Annotated in this window: 21 protein-coding genes; 9 read left to right on the forward strand and 12 right to left on the reverse strand. The window is 64.9% G+C overall.

Going from position 1 to position 18,415, the window contains the following annotated elements; translation table 11 throughout:
- Positions 1-13: 13 nt before the first annotated feature.
- From MON38_RS15115 to MON38_RS15145, 7 genes are all read right to left on the reverse strand, one after another.
- Complete coding sequence (locus MON38_RS15115; protein ID WP_241937017.1) at positions 14-424, reverse strand: DUF6691 family protein; 411 nt, start codon at positions 422-424, stop codon at positions 14-16.
- 15 nt (positions 425-439) lie between these two features.
- Positions 440-1,030 carry a YeeE/YedE family protein gene (locus tag MON38_RS15120; protein WP_241937018.1) on the reverse strand — a complete coding sequence of 197 codons (591 nt, stop codon included), beginning with the start codon at positions 1,028-1,030 and terminating at the stop codon, positions 440-442.
- A gap of 6 nt (positions 1,031-1,036) precedes the next feature.
- Entirely contained in the window at positions 1,037-1,372 is a 336-nt protein-coding gene (locus tag MON38_RS15125) for a rhodanese-like domain-containing protein (protein WP_241937019.1), read from the reverse strand.
- A gap of 60 nt (positions 1,373-1,432) precedes the next feature.
- A complete protein-coding gene (locus tag MON38_RS15130) occupies positions 1,433-2,779 on the reverse strand; it encodes an MBL fold metallo-hydrolase (RefSeq protein ID WP_241937020.1) in 1,347 nt (448 codons plus the stop codon).
- A 57-nt stretch (positions 2,780-2,836) separates the two neighbouring features.
- Complete coding sequence (locus MON38_RS15135; protein WP_241937021.1) at positions 2,837-3,655, reverse strand: sulfite exporter TauE/SafE family protein; 819 nt, start codon at positions 3,653-3,655, stop codon at positions 2,837-2,839.
- Positions 3,656-3,713: 58 nt separating this feature from the next.
- Positions 3,714-4,037, reverse strand: coding sequence for an ArsR/SmtB family transcription factor (locus MON38_RS15140; protein ID WP_241937022.1), 324 nt, complete (start codon positions 4,035-4,037; stop codon positions 3,714-3,716).
- A gap of 125 nt (positions 4,038-4,162) precedes the next feature.
- Entirely contained in the window at positions 4,163-4,633 is a 471-nt protein-coding gene (locus MON38_RS15145) for a carboxypeptidase-like regulatory domain-containing protein (protein WP_241937023.1), read from the reverse strand.
- A 269-nt stretch (positions 4,634-4,902) separates the two neighbouring features.
- Here MON38_RS15145 and MON38_RS15150 point away from each other — a divergent pair, with 269 nt between their 5' ends.
- The 3 genes from MON38_RS15150 (at position 4,903) to MON38_RS15160 (ending at position 7,858) form a co-directional block, all read left to right on the forward strand.
- The gene (locus tag MON38_RS15150) at positions 4,903-5,844 is read left to right on the forward strand and encodes an alpha/beta fold hydrolase (protein ID WP_241937024.1); all 942 of its coding nucleotides are present in this window, start codon (positions 4,903-4,905) and stop codon (positions 5,842-5,844) included.
- A gap of 51 nt (positions 5,845-5,895) precedes the next feature.
- Positions 5,896-6,978, forward strand: a complete 1,083-nt coding sequence (locus MON38_RS15155) for a sensor histidine kinase (protein WP_241937025.1) — start codon at positions 5,896-5,898, stop codon at positions 6,976-6,978.
- Positions 6,979-7,111: 133 nt separating this feature from the next.
- Positions 7,112-7,858, forward strand: a complete 747-nt coding sequence (locus tag MON38_RS15160) for a LytR/AlgR family response regulator transcription factor (RefSeq protein ID WP_241937026.1) — start codon at positions 7,112-7,114, stop codon at positions 7,856-7,858.
- A gap of 94 nt (positions 7,859-7,952) precedes the next feature.
- Here MON38_RS15160 and MON38_RS15165 read toward each other — a convergent pair whose 3' ends face one another.
- Entirely contained in the window at positions 7,953-8,309 is a 357-nt protein-coding gene (locus MON38_RS15165) for a glyoxalase superfamily protein (protein ID WP_241937027.1), read from the reverse strand.
- Positions 8,310-8,469: 160 nt separating this feature from the next.
- Between MON38_RS15165 and MON38_RS15170 the strand changes: the two genes are divergently transcribed.
- Positions 8,470-9,960 (forward strand): amidase, encoded by a 1,491-nt coding sequence (locus tag MON38_RS15170; RefSeq protein WP_241937028.1) that lies wholly within the window; start codon positions 8,470-8,472, stop codon positions 9,958-9,960.
- Between the two features lie 88 nt (positions 9,961-10,048).
- Here MON38_RS15170 and MON38_RS15175 read toward each other — a convergent pair whose 3' ends face one another.
- The 3 genes from MON38_RS15175 to MON38_RS15185 all read right to left on the reverse strand — a co-directional run bounded on the left by MON38_RS15175 (position 10,049) and on the right by MON38_RS15185 (position 12,908).
- Positions 10,049-10,693 carry a hypothetical protein gene (locus tag MON38_RS15175; RefSeq protein ID WP_241937029.1) on the reverse strand — a complete coding sequence of 215 codons (645 nt, stop codon included), beginning with the start codon at positions 10,691-10,693 and terminating at the stop codon, positions 10,049-10,051.
- Between the two features lie 264 nt (positions 10,694-10,957).
- The gene (locus MON38_RS15180; RefSeq protein WP_241937030.1) at positions 10,958-11,887 is read right to left on the reverse strand and encodes an alpha/beta fold hydrolase; all 930 of its coding nucleotides are present in this window, start codon (positions 11,885-11,887) and stop codon (positions 10,958-10,960) included.
- 196 nt (positions 11,888-12,083) lie between these two features.
- Positions 12,084-12,908, reverse strand: a complete 825-nt coding sequence (locus tag MON38_RS15185; protein WP_241937031.1) for a S1/P1 nuclease — start codon at positions 12,906-12,908, stop codon at positions 12,084-12,086.
- A gap of 199 nt (positions 12,909-13,107) precedes the next feature.
- Between MON38_RS15185 and MON38_RS15190 the strand changes: the two genes are divergently transcribed.
- The 5 genes from MON38_RS15190 to MON38_RS15210 all read left to right on the forward strand — a co-directional run bounded on the left by MON38_RS15190 (position 13,108) and on the right by MON38_RS15210 (position 17,865).
- Positions 13,108-13,530: a hypothetical protein gene (locus tag MON38_RS15190; protein ID WP_241937032.1), complete on the forward strand. Its 423-nt coding sequence runs from the start codon at positions 13,108-13,110 to the stop codon at positions 13,528-13,530.
- Between the two features lie 182 nt (positions 13,531-13,712).
- On the forward strand, positions 13,713-14,672 hold the full coding sequence (locus tag MON38_RS15195) for a glycoside hydrolase family 43 protein (protein WP_241937033.1): 960 nt from the start codon (positions 13,713-13,715) through the stop codon (positions 14,670-14,672).
- Between the two features lie 171 nt (positions 14,673-14,843).
- The gene (locus tag MON38_RS15200; RefSeq protein ID WP_241937034.1) at positions 14,844-15,332 is read left to right on the forward strand and encodes a hypothetical protein; all 489 of its coding nucleotides are present in this window, start codon (positions 14,844-14,846) and stop codon (positions 15,330-15,332) included.
- Positions 15,333-15,569, forward strand: coding sequence for a hypothetical protein (locus MON38_RS15205; RefSeq protein WP_241937035.1), 237 nt, complete (start codon positions 15,333-15,335; stop codon positions 15,567-15,569).
- A gap of 190 nt (positions 15,570-15,759) precedes the next feature.
- Positions 15,760-17,865, forward strand: coding sequence for a T9SS type A sorting domain-containing protein (locus MON38_RS15210; RefSeq protein WP_241937036.1), 2,106 nt, complete (start codon positions 15,760-15,762; stop codon positions 17,863-17,865).
- A gap of 11 nt (positions 17,866-17,876) precedes the next feature.
- On the opposite strand, the gene MON38_RS15215 is transcribed toward MON38_RS15210, so the two are convergent.
- Positions 17,877-18,404 carry a GNAT family N-acetyltransferase gene (locus MON38_RS15215; protein ID WP_241937037.1) on the reverse strand — a complete coding sequence of 176 codons (528 nt, stop codon included), beginning with the start codon at positions 18,402-18,404 and terminating at the stop codon, positions 17,877-17,879.
- Positions 18,405-18,415 lie beyond the last annotated feature (11 nt).

The raw sequence follows: 18,415 nt of genomic DNA on the forward strand, positions 1-18,415 counted from the left end.
CTTTCTCTACTATTCAGTGTGGCAGCTTTTCGCGCAGGGCGCTATACGTCCAGGTGCCGGCCAGCGCGGCCAGAATCAGCACCACGGCTGCATTGCTGCCACTGCCCAGCTGCGCAAACATGGGCCCCGGGCAGGCCCCGGTGAGGGCCCAGCCGAGACCGAAAATTAGCCCGCCAATCCACACGCCGTGGTTGAATTTCTTGTCGGCGATGGCAATGGGCTCGCCATTGAAGGTGCGCAGGTGGGTGCGCTTGATGAACTGAATCGACACCAGCCCCACTGCGATGGCCGAACCGATGATGCCGTACATATGAAAGCTCTGGAACCGAAACATCTCCTGAATCCGGAACCAGCTCACGACTTCGCTTTTGGTGAGGATGATGCCGAACAGCACGCCCAGCACCAGGTATTTGAAGTTTTTCATAATTCGAAAGCCCGATTAAAACAGCAGCGGGTACACCAGCCAGGTCATCACCAGCCCACCCACAAAAAAGCCGATGACGGCCACCAGCGACACCCATTGCAGGTTCGACAGGCCCGAAATGGCGTGCCCCGACGTGCAGCCGCCCGCGTAGCGCGTGCCAAACCCCACCAGAAACCCGCCCAGCACCAGAAACACCCAGCCCCGCCAGCTGCCCAGGTTATCGAGCGCAAACAGCTCGCGCGGCAGCAGGCCCGTGAAATCGGTGAGGTGCAGCTGGGTTTTGAGGTCGTGCACCGTGGCGGCGGAAATGGCAATGGCTGCGGGGTGGCCCAACACCCGGTAGCCCAGAAAGCCGCCGATGGTGATGCCCAGCACAAAGAACAGGTTCCAGCTTTCGGCCCGCCAGTTGTAGCGCAGAAACGGAATGCCGGCGGGCAGGCAGGCCGCGCACATGTGCCGCAGCGAGCTGCTGATGCCCAAGGCTTTATTGCCAATAAGCAGCAGCGCAGGCACCGTGAGGCCAATGAGTGGCCCCGCCACGTACCAGGGCCAGGGCTGGCGCAAAAAATCAAGCACCAGATTGAGGTTCAGAAAAACACCGGGCATTTCTGGTTAGCGCGTTACCGAGAAGGGCCAGTCGAGGATGCCGCCGCCCAGGTTGAAGACGTGGCCGAAGCCCGCTGCTTTGAGCTGCGTGGCCGCCACAGCCGAGCGCGCCCCGCTCCGGCAGTACACGTAGGTGGGCCGGGTCGAGTCGAGGTTGATGACGCGGCGGGCAAAATCAGGGGCCTGCACGTCGATGTTGCGGGCGCCGGGCAGGTGGCCCTGGGCAAACTCGGTGGGGCGGCGCACGTCGAGCAGCACGGCGCGGCCATCCTGCAGGCCTTCGGCAAACTGCTCGGAAGTGAGGTTCTGGTAAGTGGAGGTGGATTTGGGCAAAGCAGCCATAAAAAGCGGATTAATCAGAAATGATGAGAAAAAGGAGAATACTAACGCTGGAAAAAGTGCTTACTGAACCGCCGCTGCCGCCGGTTGAAACGTCTTCACGGCCTCGCCCAAATCGAACACCGGCGTGCCGGGCAGTGCTGCCGCCGCAATGCTGCTGCCCGCCGCCGAGCGGTAGCCGCCGGCGCAATGCACCACCACCGGCTTATCGGTCGGGATTTCACCGGCGCGCTCGCGCAGCTCGGGCAGCGGAATGTTGAGCGACCCGGCGAACAGCGGCTCGTCGCGATGCTCCACCGGGTTGCGGATGTCCACGATGGTGTAGGCGTGCGGGTGCTGGCGGAACCGGGCCACGTCCAGCCCCGGCAGGGTGGCGGTGGCAGCCGGCGCGCCCACCAGCGCGCCCAGCACCAGCGGCTCGTAGCCAATTTTGGCGGTTTTTTGAATGAGGTCTTCCCGCGTCTTTTCATCGGCTGCAATGAGGTAAAACCGCTCCGTAGGTCCCACCACCGAGCCCAGCCAGGTTTCGAACTTGCCACCCTGTTGGATGTTGAGCGCGCCCGCCACGTGGCCCTTCTTGAACTCGGCTTCGGGCCGCGCATCCACCACCAGCACGCCGGAGGCCAGCGCCGCGCCGGCCGCCAGGCGCGGCACCTGCCGCACGGCGGGCGCGCCGGCTTTGTTGAGGGCCACATCGTAGCCGAAGTATTTGGGGATGAAGGGCTGGTCGGCCAGCAGCTCGCGCACGAAATCGGCCTCGCTCATCTGCCGCAGCATGGGGTTGCCGGCGCGCTCGGCGCCGATGGTGCTGCTGTTGGCCCCGCTCAGGGCCTTGCCGCAGAGGCTGCCCGCGCCGTGGGCCGGGTATACCCGCACGGCGTCGGCCAGCAGCATGAGTTTCGTGCGCAACGAATGGTACAGCTGGGCGGCCAATTCCTCGCGCCGGGCCTGAATATTACCGGCATTCTCGCGCAGGTCGGGCCGGCCCACATCGCCGATGAAGAGCGTGTCGCCGGTGAAAACGGCCACGTCCTGGCCTTCGCGCGCCAGCACAATGCTGATGGAATCGGGCGAATGGCCCGGCGTGTTCAGAGCCCGAAAGGTGAGCTTGCCCACGGCAAAGGCATCGCCCTCGTCGAAGCTCTGGTGGGCATAATCGGCCCCGAGCAGCTTGCTTACCCGGATAACGGCCCCGGTGCTTTGCGCAATTTCAAGGTGCGACGACACAAAATCGGCGTGCGGGTGCGTTTCGATAACGGCCACGATGTGGGCCTCGTGGGCGGCCGCGTAGTCGTAGTAGGGCTGTGGGTTGCGGGCCGGGTCGATGAGCACGATTTCGCGGGCGCACTCGCTGAGAATGGCGTAGGAGAAATGGGCCAGGCCCTTGTCTTCAAACTGTTCTATTTTCATGGCAATCAACAGGAAAACGGATGGAAAAACGGTAGGCAGAAAAGCCCGGCCCACGCGCTAGGCGTGGTGAAATAGCAGTTCTTTCACGAGAATAAACGTGCCCATGGCCAGCGTGAACCAGCCAAACGCGGGCTTCAGCCGCGCCCCCGGAATGAAGCGCGCCAGGTAGGTGCCCAGCACAATGCCGCCGAGCGCAAACGCCAGAAACCCCAGCAGAAACGGCCACGCAATGGGCGTGCCCGCGCTCAAATCGCCGCTAAAACCGATGAGGGAGTTTAGCGCAATAATGGCCAGGGAGGTGCCCACGGCCAGCTTCATGGGCAGGCGGGCGCCCAGCACCAGCGCCGGAATGATGAGAAACCCCCCGCCCGCGCCCACGAAGCCCGTGAGCGTGCCCACCACCAGCCCGATGGCCAGCACCAGCGGGTAGTTGCAGGCGTGCGGGGCGTGCAATTCCGCATCGAGCGTCGCATCGGCTTGCCGGCTGCGAATCATCGAAGTGGCGGCCGCCACCATCAGCACCGCGAAGGCCACCAGCACCAGCAAATCCTTGGTGACGACCACCGCGCCCACGCGCAGCACTTCGTGCGGAATGGCCGGCAGCACCACCTTGCGCACCGCAAACACGGCCAGCAGCGACGGCAGTAGAAACACAAGGGCGGTTTTCAGCGAAACCAGCCCCTTGCGGAAGTAGCCCGATGCGCCCACCAGCGACGTGCTGCCCACCACAAACAGCGAGTAGGCCGTGCTCAGCACCGGGCTCACGCCCATCAGGTACACCAGCACGGGCACCGTGAGGATGGAGCCGCCCCCGCCCATAATCCCCAGCGAGAGCCCAATGAAAATGGCCGCGAAATAGCCCAGGTAGTGCAGCATGAAACGTATGAATTTATGAAGGGTTGTTCATGTATCTGGTCAAAAAAAAGCCGCGCCGCTACAGAAACGTGCACCCGGCCAGGCACTGAATTACGTCGATGACTTCGCGCATTTTCAGGGCGTAGTTGATGTTTTTGCCGTCGCGCGTGCTGCTGAGGATGCCCTTGAGCCGCATGCCGGCGAGGTGGTGCGAAAGCAGGCTTTGTTCCACGTTGAGCCGCTCGCTGATATCGGACACCGACAGGCTGTCGTGGGCAGCCAGTAGCTGCACGATGGCAATGCGCGTAGGATGCGCCGTGGTTTTGAGGATGAAGGCCACCTTTTCCATCTTCTCGATGGAAAGGCCCATGTCAACCAGTGGCGCGGCGGGGGAGGTACTCATTACGGCAGCAAATGTATGAATAAAATTTCATATGAACAGGCTGTCATTTCAGGCCGCGCGAATAACGTAGCGACTACTCGCGTCTGATTTCTCCAGATTCCGCGCTTTGCCTGGAATGACAGACCTTACTTCATGTCGACGCTTTTGCCGTCGAGGCGAATAAGCTGGCCGGCGCGCTTGCCGTTGCGGCGAATGTGGGCCGTGGGGTCTTTGGCCAGCACCAAGCGGGGCAGGGTACAGTCTTCGAGGGCGACGTCCTGCGTGACGTAGCCGGCGGCCCCGATGGTTAATTCCTGGCCCTGGTACACCACATCGGTGATGCGAAACTTGCCCTCGGCATCGGTGACGTACACCTGGTGGGTGCCTTTTACGAGCAGCGTGGCTCCGAGCAGCGGGCGGCCGTTGGCTTCGAACACCTGGCCCGTGAGGGGCGCACAGGCCAGGCGCATGCGGCGCGGGCTGGCTTCGGGGCGGCTTTCGGACAGCGCCAGCCGGTTCTGGGCGTTGGCCGCGGCCGTGGCGCGGGTGCCCTGGGCGGCGGCGGGCCGGGCGGCGCAGGCCAGCACCACGGCAAGGGAAGTAAGTAGAATACGCATAGAAACGAGGGCGAAGGGGCGAAAGGAAAACCAGCAGCGTTGCCATGCCGCCGGGGCGGACTACCAGCTCCTCAACGGCAGCCGGGCGAATCTGTTACATGCGCCGGCCGCCAAATAGTTTCGGGCGGGGGCAGCGCGGGGTTGCCATTCAGCCGCTGGCCATGCCATTCAGCCGGCCCAGTTACCGTTCGCGGGAAAGTGGTTTTGCTGCCTGCGGCGGGCCGGTAAGTTTGGCCCATTCAATCACCAACCCACTTCGCCGCTGCCGCATGAAAACTTCTGCATTTGCCCGCCGCCTGTCTTTTTCGCTGTTGCTGCTGGGCGCCGCCGCGCCGGCATTTGCCGCCGGTCCTGCTGCTTCGGCCACCAAAATAGTAGCCGACAACCCGGCCCTGCACCCCGCCTTCACGGTGCGGGTGGTGGGCAAGGGCCAGCCCATGCTGCTGATTCCGGGGCTGAACTGCCCGGGCGCGGTGTGGGATGAAACCGTGGCCCACTACCAGAAGCAGTACCAGTGCCATGTGATTTCGCTGGCCGGCTTTGGGGGCACTGCACCGGTGGCCGTGGCCGACCCGCTGCTGCCGGCCGTGCGCGACCAGCTGCTGGCCTACATCAAAACCCAGAAGCTGCACAAGCCCGTGGTGGTGGGCCACAGCCTGGGCGGCTTTATGGCCCTGGCGATGAGCGCAGTCCAGCCCGAGGCGGTGGGTCCGCTCGTGATTGTGGATTCGCTGCCCTTCCTGTCGGCCATTCAAAGCCCGGCCGCCACCGTGGAAACGGTGAAGCCCCAGGCCACCGCCCTGCGCCAGCAGGTGAGACAAAGCCACATGGCCCCCGCCGCTCAGCGCCAGATGGTGGCCGGGATGGTGGCCGACACCGCCCGGCAAACCCAGATAGCGCGTTGGGGCACGGCTTCGGACCTCGCCACCACGGCCCAGGCCATGTACGACATGTACACCATCGACCTGCGCCAGGACATCAGCCACCTTCAGCAGCCGGTGCTGGTGCTCGGGTCCTGGGCGGCCTACGCCCAGTACGGCTCGACCAAGGAAAGCACCCGCGCTATTTTCGCGCAACAGTACGCCAAGCTGCCGCAGGTTCGTATCGAAATGTCGGAGGCCGGCCGCCATTTCCTGATGTATGACGACACCGCCTGGTTTATGACCCAGGCCGACGCGTTTTTGAAGCAGGCGGCGGTGGCAAAAAAGTAGCGCCGTCGCGCGACCTTTGGCCGTCGCTTCCCGCTTTATCGATTCTAAGTCATGCCCCGCTCTTCGGCCCGCCCGCGCTTGTATTGGATACTCCAGGTGGGGGGCTGGGGAGCGTATGGGCTGCTGGGCGGCGTGCTGTCGACGGTGTTTGGCAAGTTCCGGCCGATAGTTATTCCCATCGAAATCATCGTGGCGGGCGCGATGCTGCTGGGCAGCCACCTGCTGCGGCTGTACCTGCGCCGGCGCGGCTGGACGCGTCTGCCGCTGGCGGCCCTGCTGCCCCGGCTGCTGCTGGGCAACCTGTTGGTAGCAGTGGGTAGCATGGCCCTCACCGGGGTGCTGGTGACACTGCTGTACTGGGCCGTAAATCCGACGGCTCACACCTGGCAGGGCTTTCCGTGGCTGCAATACGTGGGCTACACGGCCAACTCGTTTTTCTTCATGCTGCTGTGGTCGGCGGCGTATTTCAGCCTGCATTATTTCGATAACCTGCGGCAGGCGGAGATTGATAAGTGGAAGCTGACCGCCGCCGTGCGCGATGCCGAGATGCGCACCCTGAAGGCCCAGATTAACCCGCACTTTCTGTTCAATGGCCTGAACAACATCCGGGCGCTGGTGCTGGAAAACCCGGCCCGCGCCCGCGAGATGATGACGCACCTCTCGGACCTGCTGCGCTACTCGCTGCAGCTGCACACCCGCGAGCAGGTGCCGCTGGCCCGCGAGCTCGAAACCGTTACGCACTACCTCACGCTCGAAAGCCTGCAGCTGGAGGAGCGCCTGCACTACACCCTCGACGTGGACCCTGCCACCCTGGCCGCCCTGCTGCCGCCGATGACGCTGCAGCTGCTGGTCGAAAACGCCATCAAGCACGGCATTACGCCGCGGCCGGGCGGGGGCGCGGTGCATGTGTCGGCGCAGCTCGAAGGTTCGGCGCAGGTGCTCATCAGCGTGCGCAACCCCGGCCGCTACCAGCCCAACGCCGCTGCGCCCGACCACACCGGCATCGGCCTGCCCAACGCCCACGAGCGGCTGCAGCTGCTGTTTGGGCCTACCGCCAGCCTGCACGTAGGCAACGACGCGCACCGGCCGGATACCGTGACGGCCGAGCTGCGCCTGCCTTTAATCAATGGCTGAATGGGTGAATTGTTGGATGGGTGAATGTCCGAATTGGGTTGATAAATACTAAGCTCATTCATCCATCTAACAATTCACCAATCCACCCATTCACCAATCCAACAATTCACCCATTCACCAATCCACCCAAACTATGACCGTGCTCCTCGTCGACGACTCGCGCCTGGCCCGCACCGAGCTGCGCCACCTGCTGCAGGCCTTTCCTGACGTGACGGTGGTGGGCGAAGCGCGCCATGCCGACGAGGCCCGCGCCCAGATGCAGGCGCTGCGGCCTGATTTGCTGCTGCTCGACGTGCAGATGCCCGGCCAGACCGGCTTCGAGCTGCTGGCCTCGCTGGAGACGGCCCCGCACGTCATCTTCACCACCGCTTATGATGAATACGCCCTGCAGGCTTTCGCCGTGAATGCGCTCGACTACCTGCTGAAGCCGGTGGAGGAAACCCGGCTGGCGGCTGCGCTGGCGAAGGCCCGCGCCCGCATCAGCGCGCCGGTGCCGGCCGAAGCCGTGGCCGCCGGGCCCGCTGAGGAGGCCCCGCTGGCCCCGCTCACGGCCCAGGACCAGGTGTTTGTAAAGGACGGCGAGCGGTGTTGGTTCGTAAAGCTGGCCGACATCAAGCTCTTCGAAATCAACGGCAGCTACACCCGCATCCACTTCGAAAACCACCGTCCGCTCATTCCGCGCACCCTGCAGCAGCTCGAGGCGCGCCTCGACCCCAAAGTGTTTTTCCGGGCCAACCGCCAGCAGATTATCAATCTGAAATGGATTGCCGGCATCGAGCCCTGGTTCAGCAACACGCTGAAGCTGCAGCTGCGCGACGGCCCCGAAGTGGAGGTGTCGCGGCAGCAGTCGGTGCGGTTCCGCGAACTGCTGAGCCTGTAACGCGAGGCAGCGCTTTGCATCGGCGTTGGCGTTGCCCACGCGAACGGCTGCTTAACCCACGCGACGCGAAGCGCTGCTTCACGTTACGGGCTGCTTAGGCGCACACCTCGGCCAGCACCAGGCAGTTGCCGGCGGGGTCGAACAGTTCCAGCTGCATCACTTTATCGTTCCAGGTTGTTTTTCGCAGTGGCGGGGTGGGGAAGCTCGCTTCTTTTTGCAGCAGCAGCCGATGGAAGGCCGGCAGGCCCGTGAACTCGGCAATGGCCCGGCCGCCAATGCAGCTTTCGTGCTGATAGGTGGTGAGGTGCAGCACGATATTGCCCCGCGATATCTGGAAATAATAGCCGCCACTGGCCGGCCGGTCTTCCCAATCGATGCTAAAGCCCAGCCACTCGACGTAAAATGCCACGGCCTGCGGGTAGTCCGAAATCTGAAAAACGGGCGTGACCATGGAAGAAGAGAAGTAGTACACCGGGTTAGCTAAGTGCTGATATTTCGAGGAAATATAACGCTTAATAGCGGACCTTTCATTCGGCCTGCATTGTCTGCCACCGACTTACGGACATGCGGCTCCGGCAGATTGCTCGGTCCCGGCCCGCTACCTTTAGCCCATGCTCTCCTTCGCCGAATACGACCGCCTCGATGCCCTGGCCCAGGCCGCTCTCGTGCGCACCGGCCAGCTCACGGCCGCCGAGCTGTGCGCCGCCGCCGTGGCCCGTGCCGAAGCCGTGAACCCGCAAATCAATGCCGTGGTGCACCCGCTCTACGAGCCGGCCCGGCAGCGCGCGGTGGCCGGGCTACCGGCCGGTCCCTTCGGCGGCGTGCCGTTTCTGCTGAAGGACTTTGGGGCGCAGTACGCCGGAGCGCCGCATACTTCGGGCAGCCGGGCGCTGCGCGGCTTCGTACCCACGCAGGATGCCGAGCTGGTGCAGCGCTGGCAGGCCGCCGGCCTCAACATCCTGGGCAAAACCAATACCCCCGAGTTCGCCCTGATGGGCGTGACCGAGCCCCTGCTGCACGGCCCCGCCCGCAACCCCTGGAATCTGGACCATACGCCCGGCGGCAGCAGCGGCGGGGCGGCAGCGGCCGTGGCGGCCGGTATTGTGCCGGTGGCCGGCGCGGGCGACGGCGGCGGCTCCATCCGGATTCCGGCGGCGTGCTGCGGGCTGTTTGGGCTGAAACCCAGCCGGGGCCGCGTGCCCACCGGCCCCGAGCAGGGTGAAAAGTGGCAGGGCGCGGCCGTAGAGCACGTCCTCAGCCGCTCGGTGCGCGACAGCGCGGCGCTGCTCGATGCTACTTGCGGCCCCGATGCGGGCGCGCCCTACTTCCTGCCCAGCCCGGCCCGGCCGTACCTGGAAGAAGTGGGCCGCGCGCCCGGTCGCCTGCGCATTGGGTTCAGCCTGGGCCATCCGCTGGGCAGTGCCTTGCACCCGGAATGCGCCACCGCCGTGCGCGACGCGGCCAAGCTGCTCGAAAGCCTGGGCCACGAGGTGGAAGAAGTGCCGCTGCCCTTCGATGGCCGGGCCGTGGCCTCGGCGTTTCTGATGTTGTATTTCGGCGAAACCGGGGCCAGCATTGCCGCGCTGGCCCGGCATCTGGGCCGCCCCGCCCGGCCCGCCGACGTGGAGCCCACCACCTGGCTGCTGGGCCTGCTGGGCCGCACTTACACCGCCGCCGACTTCGCCGCCGCCCGCCACACTTGGAACGAGCACGCCCGCGCCTTCGGCCGCTTCCACCAAACCTACGACCTGCTGCTGACGCCCACGCTGGCTACGCCGCCCGTACGCATCGGCGAGCTGCAGCCCAAGCCGTTGGAACAGAAGCTGCTGAAGCTGGTGAACACCTTCGGCCTCGGTGGCCTCATTCGCCGCTCGGGCATCGTGGAGAAGCTGGCCGAGCAGAGCCTCGAAAAAACGCCCTACACCCAGGTGGCCAACCTCACGGGCCAGCCCGCCATGTCGGTGCCCCTGCACTGGACGGCCGACGGGCTGCCCTGCGGGGTGCAGTTCATCGCCCGGCTCGGGGCCGAGGACGTGCTCTTCCGGCTGGCCGGGCAGCTGGAACAGGCCCGCCCGTGGTTCGGAAAGCGGCCGCCGCTGTAGTGCGAACTTTTAGTTCGCGTCTCGTTTGCAGTCGTCAAACTCTGCGGCGTATGCTGTCAACTGGCCATCCGGCAAAATAGCCCGCCGCTCAATCAAACCGCTTGAACAGGCCCTGCCCTTTGGAAGAATAATTCCACTGCTCCCGCGAAGCTCGCTGGCGGACATTGCCCGGGGCTACGGAGTCGCGCAGGGCCACTGCCGCGCTGGCCGTCGTCAGGCGGCCCCGCAGCGCGTTGGTCATGCGGTACTGCACACTGTCGGCCGTCACGCCGGTGACTTCAATCAAGCCGTATTGCCGGCCTTCGTCGGCTACGTCGAACTTGTAGCGGGTACCAACGGCCTCCGGCACCGGCGCGGCGCTGGCAGCCGTAGCTGCTGCCGCTGTCGGCTCTTTCTTGCCGAAGACGCTGATGAGCAAGCTAAGGAGCACCACCGCGCCAAATAGCAACAGCAGCGCGAAATGCGTGAGCGGTGTTTTGGCCTGCTGCTGCACGGCCTGCACGGGGGCGACGTAGCTGGCGGGCATTTCGCGGGCCGTGAGCACCTGCTTGCAGTGCTGGCACGAAGTCACGCTGAATTTGCCAACGGGAAAAGCCGGCACCCAGAACAAATGCACGTAGCGCGAAAACACGGTGCACGTCAGCGTTTCGGGCGTGTGGCAGTAGGCGCAGGCCAGGCCGGAGAGGTGCTCGGTGGCAATGGTCGAGCGGCGGATTCCGAGGAAAAACAGCAAGATGAAAGGGCGTTGAGGGTGGAAAGGAAATGTTGAAATCGGCTAAATCTAGCAACAAAATGCCCCGGCTGCGCTGGCAGCCGGGGCTTGGTAAAGGCAGTAGCCGGGCCATTGCCGGGCTGGGTTCATTTGGCGAAAAGCTCGCTCGGTTGGCCCGCCAGGCCGGTGCCAACCTTAGTCGGCCTTCCCGGTACTTCAGAAACGTTGCGACATACGCCAGGCGCGAAGCGGCGCTGCACGCTTTGCTGGCCCCAGCTGGCCCGGCTACGCCGCTTGGTCGCGGCGCCGACGTAGCAGCACAACCGCCACGGCCAGCACCGCCCCAATGCCGGCCGCGATGGCCAACCGGCCGGGAGCGGTGGCCGGGGTAGCCGCAGCCGGGGCGGCCAGCGCCGCTTCCCAATCCTCGCCGCTGGTCACGGCCAGAATCAGGCGGGCGGCTTCGGCGGGCACGTCCCACTGCGGAAAGTGGCCGCAGTGCTCGAACCAGTGCAGGCGGGCATCGGGGAATTTGGCCAGCGCCCGCTGCGCCTGCGCGGGGAAGCACACCCGGTCGTGGCGCCCCCAGCCAATGACCAGCGGGGCCGTGATGCTGCCGCGCGGCGCGGGCTTCTGCACCTCGCCGTGGGCCAGCTGGTCGAGCAGCTCATCGAATACGGGCGTGTGGGCGAAGGTGTACATCTCGTCGCGCGCCTGCCGGGCATCCACGGCCCAGGGCCGGGCCGAAAACTGCGGCAGCAGCACCGTGCGGCCCACTGCCGAGCTCATTAGCGCGGGCATCACCGGCTGCAGAGCCTTCACCAGCTTCACCGAAACGGCCACCGAGTGGTAGAACACCGGTATTTCCCAGCCTTCCCAGAATCCGCCGGGGTCGAGCGACACCACAGCCCCGAGCGAGCCCCCGCGCCGCGCCATTTCCAGCACCAGCCGGGCGCCCATCGAGCTGCCCACGGCATCGATGCCCAGCAGGTTGTGGCGGGTCAGAAAATCGGTCAGCGCATCGGCAAACGTGCCGATGGAGTTTTCGCCTGGCAGCGGCGGGGTGTCGCCGTGGCCGGGTAGGTCCACGGCAATGACTTCGCGCTCGGCCGCCAGCGTGTCCAAAATTGTGTTCCACGAGCGCCAGCTGCCGCCGATGCCGTGCACGAGGAGTAGGGGGTTACCCGCGCCCCGGCGGATGTGGTGCATGTCCATGAGAGAGAAAGAAAGGAAGGAGTTTGGGAAAAGCGTTGCGAAAAGCAGCACCTGGTTACGGCTGTTAATTCATCCGACGGTATTACGCAGCTTGAACCGGTTTGGGTGGCCATCGCAACGGCTAATTGCCTATAAAAAAAGCGGGCGGGCAGCTCTCGCCACCCGCCCGCTGCGTGCGTTCCTCAACGAGGTCGTTTTACTTCGCAAAAAGCTCGTTCAGCTGGCCCGCCAGGCGAATGCCGGCCTTCAGCACCTGCTGCTGGGCCACGGGGCCGAAGGTGGGGTAGAAGTGCCAGTCGAACTTGGGATTGGTGGCCGCCGCTGCATAAATCGGGGTGCACAGCTGGTACGACTCGAACACCCAGGTCGTGATGTCGTCCTTCTGCCACTGCTTGATTTCGGCGGGCGTGGCGTGGTCATAGGTCGCGCTCATCTCGGTGAAAGTGAAGCCGGGGTATTCCAGAATGGCCGTATCCCACACGCTGTGCAGGTTGCTGTCGTCCTTGGCGCGCCAGTTCACGGCAATGGTGTTGCCGCCTTTGTCTTCGGCGTGGCCCACGTGCAGGGGCTGGTGCACGTCGCCCACAATGTGGATGAGGAACTTGAGGGCTACGCGCTTCTCGTCGGCGGTTTTCTTGGGGTCTTTCAGGTCGCGGCGGGCCTGCAGCAAGGCAGTGTAGGCGTTGGTGGGCGCGGCCGGGGCCAGCAGGGCGGGGTCGTTCAGCTGCTTCACGAAAGCGGCAAAGTCGAGGCCGCTGGCCACGTTGAGGTAGTGCCAGGGGGCCGTTTCCTTGTACTGCGGGTCGGCGCGCAGCTCGTCGGCCCAGGTGCTCACCAGGGGCATGGTTTCCCAGCCCAGAATCTGACTAACCTGCTGGCGGGCAGCGGGCGTGAGGTGGTTTTCGGCAATGCGGGCCACGGCCCGGTGGCCCAGCACGCCCCAGGCGCGGCCGGCGTGCGGCGCGGCCATCAGCAACATAACGACTAAAACCAGCGACCGGGCACCCAAAGAACGAAGCATGCGAAAGTTGAAATAAAAGAAGGGGGAAGAAACCGGACTTTACCCGGATGAAATTGACGTAATGCCCGCCAAACCACAAAGCTACACCCAAACCGGCATTGGCCGGGAATCGGTAATTATGAATATTCGAACAGAACCCCTAGCTTTACCTCTTCACCTCTGCCCGCCGATTTAGCCCGGCGGCGCTATTCAACCCTTCATGGAGCTGCATCCGCTCGTCGATTCCCCGGCCGTTTTTATTGCCCACGATTCCGTAAACCATTGTTTGTATGCCGACTGGCGCGGCGACTACAACCAGGAAATGTCGCGCTCGACCTGCCGCATGCTGCTGGCCGTGCAGCACCAGCGCCCCTGTCCCAAGCTGCTGAACGACTATTCGAGCATGACGCGCAGCACCGTGCAGCTCACGCAGTGGGGCGAGCAGTGGCTGGCCGACATGCAGGCCGCCGGCCTGCGCTGCATTGCCTGGGTGCTGCCCAACGACCCCCTGGCCCGCCAGGTAACCGAAGAAATCGTGCAGGCCATCGATGCGCCCCGGGTGGTGGTGTTTCAGGACGTGGCCTCGGCCTATTCGTGGTTGCGCCAGCAGGTAGTGCCGGGCGGGGTACTATCGAATAATTAGGAGTAGGGGGAAGGCGAGGGGAAAGAGTCTTGGACGCACGTCATGCCGGGCGCAGCCGGGGCATCTCGCGTGTGGCAGTGAATCTGCCGTTCGCATCACTGACCTTCAGTTCAACGATGCAAGCGAGATGCCCCGGCTGCGCTCGGCACGACGTTCTTGCGTAACTCTTCCCAATCCTGCCCATGCCCGCCACCTACACCAACCCTGTCTTCGACGACAACTTTCCCGACCCCACCATCCTGCGCGCGCCTGATGGCTGGTATTACGCCTACGGCACCCAGACCAAGCGCGCCGGCCGCATCATTAACCTGCAGGTGGCCCGCTCGCTGGATTTGGTGGAGTGGGAAGATTTGGGGGAAGGCCTGCCTGAAAAGCCCGTCTGGGCGCAGCAAAGCCAAAAAATATGGGCGCCGCACGTGAGCCGGCACGCCGGGCGCTACTACCTCTACTACTCGGCCCGGCCCGATGGCGCCGACCACCTGAGCCTGGCCGTGGCAGTGGCCGATGCGCCCGCCGGCCCGTTCGTGGACTGCGGCCGGCCGCTGCTCGAAGGCCCCGGCTTCACCTGCATCGACCCCATGGCGTTTGATGACCCTGCCACCGGCCAGCGCCTGCTGTACTGGGGCTCGGGCTTCGGCCCCATCTGGGTGCGCGAGCTGGCCGAGGACCGGCTCGGCTTCGTGCCCGGCAGCGAGGCCCACGCCGTGGTGCAGCCCAGCGAAGCTGACTACCATCGCCTGATTGAAGCCGCCTGGGTGCACTACCGGGCCGACTCGGGCTGGTACTACCTGTTTTTTTCGGGCGACAACTGCTGCGGCCCGCACGCCCACTACGCTGTGCTGGTGGCCCGCGCCCGCCACGCCACCGGCCCTTTCGAAGTGCAGGCGGCCCCGGTGCTGGCTGCCAACGCCCACTGGCACGCGCCGGGCCACAACTGTGTCGTGACGGATGCCGCGGGCCACGACTGGCTGGCCTGCCACGCCATCGACCCACGCCAACCCACCTTCGATGCCATCGACGACTCGGAAGGCTACTCGCGCCGCGTGCTGGTGCTCGACCGGCTCACCTACTCGGCCGAGGGCTGGCCCGTGGTGGCGGGCGGCTCGCCGTCGTGGCAGCCGCAGCCCGCGCCGGTGGGGTAGTTGTTAAACCCTGGCGCGTTAATCTGGTCGAGAGAGGAGCGAAGGATGGAATTGGTCGATTACGGCAACGGATGTGGTCGATTACGATTGGTGGTTCAGCCTTTCGGCCGGACATTCAGGACCATAACTTACGGGATGCGAACAGACCATTACGCTAGTATCATTCGACTTGTGGGCCTGCTGTTGATAAACGGGCTGGGCTATTCGGCCCTCGCCCAACAGCCCGCACCCACCGATTCGGCCCAGCTTGCCCCGGCTACGCCCGCCATTGCACCCGCGCCGGCAGCGGCTGAGGTTCGGCCGCTGCACCGGCGGGTAGGCTTTGTGCTGTCGCTGGACAACCGGGAATCGTTCGTTCAATCGTCGGCCGTGCGCATTATTGGGCTGAACGCGGGCATCATGCTGCCCAACCGTCGCTGGCGCGTGGGGCTGGGCGGCTACACGCTCAGCCGCAGCTACGCCGATTTGTATGTGTACCAAATCAAGAACGGCAAGCGCACCAAGAAAGTCGTCGATACCCTCACACCGGAACTCAGCCTCACCTACTTCACGCCCAACGTGAGCTACGTGTTTTTGCAGCGACGCTGGCTCGAAGTCAGCCTGCCGGTGGAGTTTGGCCTGGGCCGCAGCCACTACACCGAAACCAACCAGAACGACTAAGTGAAAACCGACACCCGCGGCCTGTTCTTCCCCGTCGAGGCCGGCGTGAACGTGCTGGTGAAGCCTTTCCGCTGGGTGGGCGTGAGCGGCAGCGTGGGCTACCGCAAGTCGGTGTTTGAAATCGACTACAAGGAAGATTTCGACGGCCTGTACTTCAGCTACCGCCTCAACGTGTTCGTGGGAGCCATCTGGCGCGACTGGCGGGCCTACCGCCTCCAGCGCCACCCTGCCCGGTAGGCGAATTACCGCGAAATTTTACTCTGCGTCCCGCGCCGCCCAATTACTTATTCGTCGCACTAGGCCGCCAACGCCTCGGCACTCGTTGCGCTTGCCGCGAAATGAAATTTCGCAGTACTCCGCTCGTCAACTCATCCCAAAGGCGTGCCCCGTCCGTATCTTCGGCAGCACTCGTTTTTCCTGCTGATACATGGCATTATCATTACCGTTTTCTGGTGTTTTGTCGATGGGGCGCGTGTGGCTTTTGGCTGCTACGGTGACGCTGGCGGCCCTGGCTGGCTCCGCCCGCGCCCAAGCCCCGGCCGCTACCGCCGAAGCCCACTGCCTGATGCTGCCGCTGGCCCCCGAGCAGCGCGTGCAGCTTTCGGCATTGATTGTAGAAGCCCAGGTGCGCGATGCCCAAAGCTTCTGGGATGCCGGCCACCATCGCCTTTTCACCCGGCACCGGCTACAGGTATTTTCGGTGCTGAAAGGCCAGCCCACCGATACTGCCGGCCTGGTGCTGCTCACCGAGGGCGGCCGCCTGGGGCTCGACCAGCAAACCCTTACCAATACCCTGCAGCTCGCGCCCGGCCAGCGCGGCGTGTTCTTCCTCGCGCCGGCTGCCTGGCCCGGGCTGCCCGGCACCGGCCACCTGCTCACGCCGGTGGGCAGCCAGCAGGGCTTCATCGAAGTAAACCCCGCCGACGGCACTGCTGCCGAACCCTTCCGCACTTACCCGGCCCTCGACGCCGCCTTTTATCAGCACCTGGCCCGCCTGACGGGCCAGGCGCGGCAGGTACTGCAACCGCTACCCGCGTTGCCCAAGCCAGTTGCCGCCCGGCCTGCCGGCACGCTGGCCCCAGTGGTCACGGGCCTCAGCCCGCTCAGTTTACCAGCCGGAGTGGGGGCGGTGCTCACCATTACGGGCAGTGGCTTTGGCAGCAGCCGGGGCACGGGATTCGTCGAGTTTCGCAATGCCGACGATGGCGGCAATACCCGCGTGAAAGCCCGCGAAACCGATTATCTCACCTGGACCGATACCCGCATTCAGGTGCGGGTGCCCTCGGCGGGCAGCGGCGGCCGTCCGGCCGGTTCGGGCCTCGTGCGCGTCACGACCGATGGCCAACTCCAGGCCGAGAGCTTAGCTACGCTTACGGTCATCTACGCCCTCACCAACGTCGAGAGCACCGACGGCACCATCCTGCAGCGCCCCAACCACGTGGCTCAGAACGCCAGCGGCGGCATCAGCTTTCAGCTCGGGCCCAATTTCGTGGCCGGCCCCACGGCCGCCTGGCAGCGCGCGCTGGCAGTGTGGCGCTGCAATACCGGCATGAACTGGGACGGGGCCGCCGGCCCCAGCAATGCCATTGCCGACGACGGCATGAACGTGGTGGCCTTCGACCAGGGCACACAATTGCCCACCCTGGTGCTGGGCCGCACCACCAGCTATTACCGCGGCTGCTACGCCCCCGATGGCTCGGTGGTATTCTGGGTGAAGGAAATCGACATGCAGTTCGACGATGCCACTAACTTTCAGTTCGGCCCGGCCACTGCCGTGAGCCCGCAAATCGACTTCGAAACCGTGGCCGTGCACGAGCTCGGCCACGCCCAGCAGCTCGGCCACCTCATTCTGCCCGGCGCGGTGATGCACTACGCCGTGGCCCGGGGCCAGAACGCCCGCACCCTAAGCGCCGCCAGCGACATTGCCGGCGGCCGGCAGGTGCTGCGTGTGCGCAGCTTCCGCAACCTGGGCTGTGGCGGCCCGGCCCTGCTGCCGGCCCCGCTCACGGCATTGTCAGCCACCTACACGGGCGGCCCGGGCCTGAGCTGGACCACCCGCGACGAGTGCTTTCTGAGCAGCTTCGTGGTGGAGCGCAGCGCCGACCGCGACACCACCGGCTGGCAGCGCGTGGGCACCGTAGCCGCCCGGCCGCCCGCCGCCCAGTATAGCTTCACCGATGCCCAGGCCCCCGCCGGCTTGCACTACTACCGCCTGCGCCTGGTGCGCCCCGATGGCTCGCTCGACAACGCCGCCCCCGTGCTGCTCAGCTCGGAAGGGGCTACGGCGGGCATTTTCCCCAATCCCGTAACGGGCACGACGCTCCAGTTTCAGTACCCGAGCACTGCCGCGGGCGTGGTCACTTTCCGGGTGTACGACGAACAAGGTCGCCTCGTGCGCGCCGTGGCACTCAACGCGTCGGCGGGCCTGAGCCTGCTTAGCCTGGAGGTAGCTGGCGTGCGTCCCGGCTTCTACCTGCTGCACTGGCAGGATGCGCAGGGCAGCACCGGCAGCCTGAAGTTTGTGCGGCAATAGTCCCCCCAGTTCTACAGGCTGCGGCCGGTGGGCGCGGCTACGGCCAGCGCGGCCGGTGCCACCTCGTAGCGGCCCAGCTGAGCCTCGTCGAGGTTGCCATTCAGCCACTCGCTCTCAATATTGGCCCCCAGCTTTTTGTAGAAGCCAATGGCCGGCTCGTTCCAGTCGAGCACCTGCCACTTCATGCGCACTGCTCCGGTGGCGCGGGCTTCGGCCACCACGGCATCGAATAACAGGCGCCCCAGGCCTCCACGCCGGGCCGCCTCCGTCACCACTAGGTCTTCGAGGTAAAGCATACGACCTTTCCAGGTCGAGTAAGCCGTGTAGTACAGCGCCAAGCCGATGATTTGGGCTGCCTCATCCTCTAGCACGAAAAAGCCGAAAATGGGGTCTGGCCCGAAGCCGTCGCGCTGCATGGCGGCCAGCGTGTTGGTCACGGCCTCCGGGGCTTTCTCGTATTCGGCCAGCTCCTGAATCAGGCCCAGCACCTGGGGCAGGTCGGTTTCCACGCCGCGGCGCAGAGTTACATTGTTATCCATATCAACCCTAA

Source organism: Hymenobacter cyanobacteriorum, assembly GCF_022631375.1.
Taxonomy (GTDB): Bacteria; Bacteroidota; Bacteroidia; order Cytophagales; family Hymenobacteraceae; genus Hymenobacter; species Hymenobacter cyanobacteriorum.

Bases quoted from the DNA above. Each gene is read 5' to 3' on its own strand.
- MON38_RS15120 (WP_241937018.1), bottom strand. From the start codon at position 1,030: ATGCCCGGTGTTTTTCTGAACCTCAATCTGGTGCTTGATTTTTTGCGC.
- MON38_RS15185 (WP_241937031.1), bottom strand. From the start codon at position 12,908: ATGCTTCGTTCTTTGGGTGCCCGGTCGCTGGTTTTAGTCGTTATGTTG.
- MON38_RS15155 (WP_241937025.1), top strand. From the start codon at position 5,896: ATGCCCCGCTCTTCGGCCCGCCCGCGCTTGTATTGGATACTCCAGGTG.
- MON38_RS15115 (WP_241937017.1), bottom strand. From the start codon at position 424: ATGAAAAACTTCAAATACCTGGTGCTGGGCGTGCTGTTCGGCATCATC.
- MON38_RS15130 (WP_241937020.1), bottom strand. From the start codon at position 2,779: ATGAAAATAGAACAGTTTGAAGACAAGGGCCTGGCCCATTTCTCCTAC.
- MON38_RS15145 (WP_241937023.1), bottom strand. From the start codon at position 4,633: ATGCGTATTCTACTTACTTCCCTTGCCGTGGTGCTGGCCTGCGCCGCC.
- MON38_RS15135 (WP_241937021.1), bottom strand. From the start codon at position 3,655: ATGCTGCACTACCTGGGCTATTTCGCGGCCATTTTCATTGGGCTCTCG.
- MON38_RS15190 (WP_241937032.1), top strand. From the start codon at position 13,108: ATGGAGCTGCATCCGCTCGTCGATTCCCCGGCCGTTTTTATTGCCCAC.
- MON38_RS15165 (WP_241937027.1), bottom strand. From the start codon at position 8,309: ATGGTCACGCCCGTTTTTCAGATTTCGGACTACCCGCAGGCCGTGGCA.
- MON38_RS15170 (WP_241937028.1), top strand. From the start codon at position 8,470: ATGCTCTCCTTCGCCGAATACGACCGCCTCGATGCCCTGGCCCAGGCC.
- MON38_RS15195 (WP_241937033.1), top strand. From the start codon at position 13,713: ATGCCCGCCACCTACACCAACCCTGTCTTCGACGACAACTTTCCCGAC.
- MON38_RS15150 (WP_241937024.1), top strand. From the start codon at position 4,903: ATGAAAACTTCTGCATTTGCCCGCCGCCTGTCTTTTTCGCTGTTGCTG.
- MON38_RS15125 (WP_241937019.1), bottom strand. From the start codon at position 1,372: ATGGCTGCTTTGCCCAAATCCACCTCCACTTACCAGAACCTCACTTCC.
- MON38_RS15140 (WP_241937022.1), bottom strand. From the start codon at position 4,037: ATGAGTACCTCCCCCGCCGCGCCACTGGTTGACATGGGCCTTTCCATC.
- MON38_RS15215 (WP_241937037.1), bottom strand. From the start codon at position 18,404: ATGGATAACAATGTAACTCTGCGCCGCGGCGTGGAAACCGACCTGCCC.
- MON38_RS15210 (WP_241937036.1), top strand. From the start codon at position 15,760: ATGGCATTATCATTACCGTTTTCTGGTGTTTTGTCGATGGGGCGCGTG.
- MON38_RS15160 (WP_241937026.1), top strand. From the start codon at position 7,112: ATGACCGTGCTCCTCGTCGACGACTCGCGCCTGGCCCGCACCGAGCTG.
- MON38_RS15180 (WP_241937030.1), bottom strand. From the start codon at position 11,887: ATGGACATGCACCACATCCGCCGGGGCGCGGGTAACCCCCTACTCCTC.